9 protein-coding genes are annotated in these 7,557 nt (G+C 71.5%); 2 read left to right on the forward strand and 7 right to left on the reverse strand.

The window, feature by feature from the left end:
• Positions 1-122 precede the first annotated feature (122 nt).
• Positions 123-1,151 carry a non-homologous end-joining DNA ligase gene (ligD, locus tag ACWD3D_RS30465; protein ID WP_387364262.1) on the reverse strand — a complete coding sequence of 343 codons (1,029 nt, stop codon included), beginning with the start codon at positions 1,149-1,151 and terminating at the stop codon, positions 123-125.
• Positions 1,152-1,227: 76 nt separating this feature from the next.
• On the opposite strand from ligD, the gene ACWD3D_RS30470 reads away from it, so the two are divergent.
• A complete protein-coding gene (locus ACWD3D_RS30470) occupies positions 1,228-2,292 on the forward strand; it encodes an ATP-dependent DNA ligase (RefSeq protein ID WP_451463979.1) in 1,065 nt (354 codons plus the stop codon).
• 52 nt (positions 2,293-2,344) lie between these two features.
• On the opposite strand, the gene ACWD3D_RS30475 is transcribed toward ACWD3D_RS30470, so the two are convergent.
• Both ACWD3D_RS30475 and ACWD3D_RS30480 read right to left on the reverse strand, forming a co-directional pair.
• Positions 2,345-2,719, reverse strand: a complete 375-nt coding sequence (locus ACWD3D_RS30475) for a DUF1330 domain-containing protein (protein WP_451463980.1) — start codon at positions 2,717-2,719, stop codon at positions 2,345-2,347.
• The gene (locus tag ACWD3D_RS30480) at positions 2,716-3,075 is read right to left on the reverse strand and encodes a nuclear transport factor 2 family protein (protein WP_451463981.1); all 360 of its coding nucleotides are present in this window, start codon (positions 3,073-3,075) and stop codon (positions 2,716-2,718) included. Before ACWD3D_RS30480 ends, ACWD3D_RS30475 begins: the two co-directional genes overlap by 4 nt.
• Before the next feature lie 142 nt (positions 3,076-3,217).
• Between ACWD3D_RS30480 and ACWD3D_RS30485 the strand changes: the two genes are divergently transcribed.
• Positions 3,218-4,018 carry a helix-turn-helix domain-containing protein gene (locus ACWD3D_RS30485; protein ID WP_451463982.1) on the forward strand — a complete coding sequence of 267 codons (801 nt, stop codon included), beginning with the start codon at positions 3,218-3,220 and terminating at the stop codon, positions 4,016-4,018.
• 242 nt (positions 4,019-4,260) lie between these two features.
• On the opposite strand, the gene ACWD3D_RS30490 is transcribed toward ACWD3D_RS30485, so the two are convergent.
• From ACWD3D_RS30490 to ACWD3D_RS30505, 4 genes are all read right to left on the reverse strand, one after another.
• Positions 4,261-5,583, reverse strand: coding sequence for a lytic transglycosylase domain-containing protein (locus ACWD3D_RS30490; protein WP_451463983.1), 1,323 nt, complete (start codon positions 5,581-5,583; stop codon positions 4,261-4,263).
• A 19-nt stretch (positions 5,584-5,602) separates the two neighbouring features.
• A complete protein-coding gene (locus ACWD3D_RS30495; RefSeq protein WP_451463984.1) occupies positions 5,603-6,403 on the reverse strand; it encodes a hypothetical protein in 801 nt (266 codons plus the stop codon).
• Between the two features lie 46 nt (positions 6,404-6,449).
• On the reverse strand, positions 6,450-6,944 hold the full coding sequence (locus ACWD3D_RS30500) for a hypothetical protein (protein ID WP_387364318.1): 495 nt from the start codon (positions 6,942-6,944) through the stop codon (positions 6,450-6,452).
• 104 nt (positions 6,945-7,048) lie between these two features.
• A partial coding sequence (locus ACWD3D_RS30505) for a hypothetical protein (RefSeq protein WP_451463985.1) occupies positions 7,049-7,557 on the reverse strand: 509 nt, incomplete at its 5' end.

Raw genomic sequence — 7,557 nt, forward strand, 5'->3', positions numbered from 1 at the left:
GGCCAGCCCGTTCACCAGCGGAATCGATCCGCCACTGGCGATGTACGCGGGTTCCTCGCCCCATCCCTCGCGCAGTGCGGTCCCGCCGTTGTCGGCGCCCTCCGGCGGTGTGCGTTCTCCGCTCACGCGTCGGTCTCCGGTTCGTCGTCGTGCCGGGCGCGGCTGGGCTGCACGCGCTTGGGTTCGCCGGGCATCTTGGGGTACTCCGGCGGATAGGGCAGGTCGCCGTGGCCGTGTTCCCGCTCGTCGCGCGCGGCGAGTTCCAGCAGCAGGTCGAGGCGGAAGGCGTGCTGGTCCATGTCGGCGTGGACGTCGCCCACCTTCGCGTACCGCTGGGGCATGGTCCTGATGTCGAAGTCCCGGGGCTCGGCGTCGTCGATCTCCTCCCAGCGCAGCGGGGCGGAGACGGGGGCGTGCGGGAAGGGGCGTACGGAGTAGGCGGAGGCGATGGTCCGGTCGCGGGCGGTCTGGTTGTAGTCGACGAAGATCCGCTCGCCGCGTTCCTCCTTCCACCAGGCGGTGGTGACCCGGTCCGGCATCCGCCTCTCCAGTTCGCGGCCCACGGCGATGGCGGACCGGCGGACCTCGGTGAAGGTCCACTCGGGGACCAGCGGCACGAAGACGTGGATACCTCGTCCGCCGGAGGTCTTGGGCCAGCCGCGCAGCCCGTGCTCCTCCAGGACGATGCGGAGTTCGTGGGCGGCTTCGACGGCGTCGGCGTAGTCGGTGCCGGGCTGCGGGTCGAGGTCGATACGCAGCTCGTCGGGGTGGTCGGTGTCGGTGTTCCGCACCGGCCAGGGGTGGAAGGTGAGGGTGCCGAGGTTGGCCGCCCAGAGGACCGCCGCGAGTCCGGCGGGGCAGATCTCGTCGGCGTGCCGGCCGCTGGGGAAGGAGATGCGGGTGGTGGGAATCCAGTCGGGCACGTTCTTCGGCGCCCGCTTCTGGTAGAAGAATTCGCCCTCGACCCCGTCCACGAAGCGCTGGAGGGTGGTGGGCCGGTCGCGCAGCGCGCGGGTGATGCCGTCGCCCACCGCGAGGAAGTACTCCGCCACGTCCCTCTTGGTGTAGCCCTTCTCCGGGAAGTACACCTTGTCGGGGTTGGACAGCCGCACCGGCCGTCCGTCCACGTCGAGTTCCACCGCAGCTCCCATGTCGGCCACCGTAGGCGGGGTACGCAAATGCCGCATATCGAATGACGGGCGGTGGGGTTCCGCGCAGAATCGGACCATGGACCTGCCGGTGATGCCTCCCGTGAAGCCGATGCTCGCCAAGTCCGTCAAGGCGATCCCGCCCGGCATGCAGTACGAGGCGAAGTGGGACGGCTTCCGGGCGATCGTGCACCGCGACGGCGACGAGGTGGTGATCGGCAGCCGAACCGGCAAGCCGCTGACCCGCTACTTCCCGGAGCTGGTCCCGGCGGTCCTGGAGTCGCTGCCGCCGCGCTGCGTGATCGACGGGGAGATCGTCCTCGCGCACGGCGGGCGTCTCGACTTCGACCGGCTCAGCGAGCGCATCCACCCGGCCGAGTCCCGGGTACGGACGCTCGCCGAGCGGACCCCCGCGTCGCTGGTCGCCTTCGACGTACTGGCCCTGGACGACCTGTCGTTGCTGGACACTCCGCAGGCCGACCGGCGCACGGTGCTGGAGACGGCGCTCGCCGGCGCGGTGCCACCGGTCCACCTCGCCCCGGCCACCACGGACCGGGAGGTCGCGCAGCGGTGGTTCGACCAGTACGAGGGCGCGGGGCTGGACGGGATCGTCGCCAAACCGCTCGGCCTGCCCTACCGGCCGGACGCCCGCGCCATGTTCAAGATCAAGCACGAGCGGACCGCCGACTGCGTGGTGGCCGGCTACCGCGAGCACAAGAGCGGCCCGATCGTCGGTTCCCTGCTGCTGGGGCTGTACGACGACGGGGGCGCACTGCAGCACGTCGGCGTCTGCGCCTCCTTCCCGATGAAGCGCCGGGCCGAACTGGTCGAGGAGCTGGCGCCGTTGCGGATCAGCGCGACCGAACACCCCTGGGGGGCTTGGGCGAACGCCGAGGCGCACGAGGGCGCCCGGCTGCCCGGGGCGCCGAGCCGCTGGTCGGGGAAGAAGGACATGTCGTGGGTGCCGCTGCGTCCGGAACGGGTCTGCGAGGTGAGTTACGACCACATGGAGGGCGACCGGTTCCGGCACACCACGCAGTTCCGCCGCTGGCGCCCCGACCGCACCCCTTCCGGCTGCACCTACGGGCAGTTGGAGGAAGTGGTGCGGTACGACCTCTCCGAGGTGCTGTCGGGGACGGCGTGAGCCTGCGCGCGGGCCTGAACTCGACGTGGATCCCGCGTTCGTCGAGCGACCTCTAAATCCATTCAGGGGCATGGGGGTTGTCGGGCGGAAACAGCTGTCGGATCTTGTCGGCGGCACGGTAGTTCTCCGGCACCCCCTCGACCAGCGCGACCATCGAGGTCGCGTGTTCGGTGCGGAGCGGCAGGATCTGCTGGTAGCCGGGCGACTCGTACCAGTCCTGCGCGGCAGCCGGATCGGGGAACTCCAACAGGACGATGTCGCCGTCCCACTCCCCCTCGTGCGGGACGATCCGTCCGCCGTGGACCAGGAAGCGGCCACCGTACGGGGCCATCGTGGACTCGACGCGGGCGATGTACTCGGCGATGGCCGGGCCGAGTTCGACGCCTCTCAGGTAGCCGATCACGTATCCGCGGGACGCCGTCGTCATGCCGGCACCTTGTCCAGGAATCCGCGGACGTCCTGGATCTTGCCGGACTCGTCCAGTACCAGGACGTCGAACCCGATCACCAGCGGCTCGGCTCCCGGGAATCCGAGGCCCCAGCGGAACCGCACCTGCCGGTGGTGGGCGTCGGCCTCGCCGACCTGGGTGAACACCAGCCCCGGAAACTGCTCCCGGGCCCCGTCCACGATCGCCGCGATCCCCTCGTGGCCGGCGACCTCGGCCAACGGGTCGGTGTACGTCACCTCGGGCGACCAGTAATCGGAGAGCAGCTTCGCCCTCTCCTCCCCGCTCGCGTTCCAGGTGGCCAGGTACTGCTGGACCGTGCCCGTCGTGACTGCCATGTCCTTCTCTCCGTTCGTCCGGTTCAGCCGACCGCCTCCGTCCGGTTCGGCCGATGCCCGGAATCCTGGCCCGGGGCGGGTCGGTCGAGCCATGACCTCGGAGGTCATGGCGCTTCGGACGCCGCCTCCTAAACTCACGAACATGAGGATCGCCACCGAAGAACCGCCGCCCGGCGCGCTGTTGCGGATGTGGCGCGAGCGACGCCGTTTCAGTCAGCAGGAGTTGTCCAACCAGTCGCGCGTCTCCACGCGGCACCTCAGCCGGGTGGAGACCGGCCGCGCACACCCGACACCGGAGATGATCGCGCATCTCTCCGAGAGCCTGGATGTGCCGCTGCGGGACCGCAACCGCATCCTGCTGGCGGCCGGTTACGCACCGCGCTATCGGGATCTCCCCTGGGACGACGTGTCGATCGAGGTGGTGATGGACGGGCTGCGCCAACTGCTTGACGCGCATGCGCCGTACCCCGCACTGCTTTTGGACGACCACTGGGACATCGTCGATGCCAACGCCGCCGCCGGTGCTCTGCTGACCGGATGCGCACCAAAGCTGCTGGAGCCTCCGGTGAACGTGGTCCGGGTCTGCCTGCATCCGGACGGGCTGGCCGACCGGATCGGCAATCGTCAGGAGTGGGGCGGCCATCTGCTCCGGCAGGTGAGACACCGGGCCGAGCGCACCCACGACCGACGCCACCAGGCGCTCGCCGCGGAGATCGCCGGGTATCTCGACGGAACCGGCGCCACCACCCCACCGACCGGGCCAGTGGTCACGCTCGCCATCGACGTGGAGGGGGCCGCGCTCCGGTTCTTCAGCACCTCGGCCACTCTCAGCACGGCGACCGACGCCGCCCTGGAAGGGCTGCACCTGGAGACGTTCCTGCCGGCCGACGAGGAAACCCGACGCCATTTCGGTGCCGGCGACCGACGCACCCTTTCGGCATGAGCGGCGGGGCCGCCGTACGCTGGGCGGCGCGTGCGGGGATGGCTCTCTCGGCAAGGCGAAGTACCCGGCCGCGTGCGTGTGCTCCCCGCGCGTGCGGGGATGGTCCCCAATGGCTCACCGACACCGGCCTGATCGCCATGTGCTCCCCGCGCGCGGGGATGGTCCCATACAGCTCGGCCGTGCTCCCCGCGCGCGGGGACGCCCCCAGCGCCGGGGCGCAGGTACCCCGAGGAAGCGGGCCGCTACTCCGCTCCGCCCGCGGCCGGGTCGGTGCACGGGGCGTCGGTGGCTTCCGGGTCGGTGGCCGGGTCCGTGCAGGTGGGCTCCGGGTCGGTGGTGGCCGGGACCGTGGGTTCCGTCGTCGCCGGGTCCGTCGGGGCGGGCGTGCCGGTGTCGGTCGGGTCCGGGTCGGGGGTGGTGGTCGGGTCCGGAGTCGTACCCGGATCGGGGGTGGTGGTCGGGTCCGGGGTGGTACCCGGGTCCGGCGTCGTGCTCGGGTCCGGAGTCGTACCCGGGTCCGGAGTCGTACCCGGGTCCGGAGTCGTACCCGGGTCCGGAGTCGTGCTCGGGTCGGGGGTGGTGGTCGGGTCCGGGGTCGTGCTCGGGTCCGGGGATCCGGACGGTGTGGGCGAGGTGGACGGGCGGGGGGTGCCGGAGGGCTGGGGGCCGATGATGATGCTGCCGGGGCCGCCGACCGGGGCGGACGGTTCGCTCGGGCCACCCGCGCCGGGGCTGGTGGGCAGGGGGCCTTGGCCGTCCGGCACCGGGTGCACGCCGTTGTCGTAGTACGCCAGCCAGGACAGCACCGTGCGCAGGTAGGTGTCCGAGTGGTTGTAGCTGAGGATCGCCCGGTCGAGGTCGGCGGAGACCGAGAGGTTGCGGGCACCCGCGCAGAGGTAGCGGCCGGCGGCGAGCGCCGCGTCGTAGACGTTGCTGGGGTTGCGGCGGCCGTCGCCGTTGCCGTCCTGGCCCCAGTGGGCCCAGGTGGACGGAATGAACTGCATCGGGCCCACGGCACGGTCGTAGGTGCTGTCGCCGTCGTAGGCGCCGTTGTCGGTGTCCGGGATGTTCGCGAACCCGGCGCCGTTCAGGACGGGGCCGAGGATCGGCGAGAGCGTCGTACCGGCCTTGTCCACCCTGCCTCCGGCGGCGTGCCCGGATTCCACCTTGCCGATGGCCGCGAGGAGTTGCCACGGCAGCCGGCAGGCGCCGTCGGTCCGGCCGACGGCGCTCTCCGCCCTGCGGTACGCGGCGAGCACGGTCGACGGGATGCCCGCCTGGGCCCATGCCTCGACGACCGCGGGGGTCTGCTGGTCCGCGCCGGGTTTCTGCGCGGTCGGCAGGGTCAGCGGGGCCGGTGACTTCAGGGGCGGCAGTTCGGTGTGGTACGAGTCGTCGTTGGGCACCTGCGTCCAGACCACCTCGTCGGTGGCGACGTTCTTCGCCTCGTCCTGGTGCGCGGCACCCGCGAAACCCGGTGCCTGCGAGGCCGTGAGCGCGGCCATCGCGGCGACGGCCGTGGCCGTGCCGGTGATTCCGCGCCGCATGGAACCGTTGAACCTCATCTGTCCGTCTCTCCCCGGGTCACTGGGTGAAGGTGTCGATGGTCGCGATCAGCCAGCGGCCGTCCTTGCGGACCGCGTCCACGGCGAACATGGCCGCCGCGTAGGTCGTCTCCTCCTTGTCCCCGGTACGGGTGTTGCTCTGGTCGGCGAAAATGAGGAGTCTCGCCCGGTCACCGTCGAGCTGCTGGACCGCGCTCTCGGTGACGGTCGTGGTGAGAACGAGCTTCTGCTTCGGCGCCTGTTCCCGTACCTCGGCGAGCATGTCCTGGTGCTGCTGCACCGCCTTGCCGGTCAGGTACGTCTTCGCGGCGCGGTCGGACTTCTCGGTGGAGGCGTAGTCGTAACTGAAGACGGCGCCGACCGCCTCGGTGACCTGTCCCTTGACCTCGCTGGTGCGGGCGATGTCGGTGAGCGCCGTGTTCTGGCGGCTCGGGTCGTCCCGCAGGGTGGCGGCCGAGGTGAACGCCCAGGCGGCGAAGACGCCGAGCAGGACCGTGAGTACGCACAGCAGGGCGGGGAGGCTGATACGGAGACGGGGAATCCGGCGGCGCGGGGCCGGGGCCTGCTCGTCCGTTTCCTCAGCTTCTGCGGCTTCTGCAGCTTCTGAGTTCTCTGCGGCCTTTGACCGCTCCGCGACTTCGGACGTGTCCGAGGTGTTGGCGGGATCGTTGCCCCGCGGATCGCCACCGTCCGCGTCGGCGGGAGCGGAGACGTCCGCCTCGTCGGCGGTCGGGGAGGCATCGTGGGACGCCGTGGTGCGGTCGGCGGCGACGGTGGCCAGCCTGCGCTGCCGGTTGACGAGGTGACGGGTCGTCGACATGTCCGGGGTTCCTCTCGGGGTGGGGCGGGGTGGCGGGAGCGGCGGGTCAGCCGGCGGTGTTGCCGACGGGCGCCTGGCCGAGGGCGCTGAGCTTCCACCCCTGGGAGGTCCGGGTGAGCTGGCCCAGCATCCGGCTCTCCTTCACCGCCGGGTCGCCCTCGGGCGCCTTGACGGTGACGCGCAGGGCCACCATCAGGCTCGCCTTGCCGGCCCTTTCGTCCAGTTCCGTGACGGCGCCGGAGAGCACCTGGGCGGTGCTCGTCGTCTTCGCCGTGTCGATCTGCTTCACGAACGCGTCGCGCCCCTCGACGAGTTGCTGATGGAGATCCCCCGTCGTGGAGTCCTCCCAGCTGTCCAGTCCCTCCTGGAGCCGGGCGTGGTCGAGCGTGTTCATGTTCTGCACGGCCTGCTCGCCGGCCGCGAGGGCGTCGTCGCGGGCCTGTGCGTACGAAGCCGAGTCGTCGTGCGCCGCCGTGTACCAGGACCACCCGCCCCAGCCCGCCGCGACCGCCGCCACGAGTGCCAGCGCACTCGCCGCCATCACCAGCGGATTCGCCCGCGAAGGTGTCGTTCTGCCCGCCTGTGCCATCGCTGCCTCTCCCCTGCCGGCCCCCGTGCGGGCCGGCGCCGTGTCGCTGTGCCTCGTCACCTGGAGGTGATGTCGACGATCTGCCAGACGTCGTCCCGCTGGTGAGCGGTGACGGAAAGCTGGGCGGGGGCCGAGGTGGCGGCCTTGCCCTCGCGCTCGTACACCTGGTCCATGAAGACCAGCAGGTGGGCGCTGTCGCCGGTGAGCCGGACGACACCGACTCGCACGACGTGGGTGGTGAGCGTCAGCTTCTGGTCGGCCGCCTGCTTCTCGACCTGTCCGAAGAGCGCCGCGTACTGCTTGAGTGCCGCTCCCGCCAGCAGGTGCTGGGCGGCGGCCTTCGTCGCGGCGGTGGTGCCCGGCGCGTACGAGAAGACCGTGGTGAGGGCGCTGCTGACGTCGGCGGTGACCCGGTCGGTCCCGGCCGTGTCGGTGAGCGCCCGGTTCGCGGTGGCGGGGGTGTCCCGGATCTGCTGCCCGCGTACGAAGAGAGCGGCCCCGGCGGCGACCAGCAGGACGGCCAGCGCACCGGCCAGGACGCGGCGCCACCGGGCGAAACGCCCGG

This window comes from Streptomyces sp. NPDC002690 (assembly GCF_053592415.1).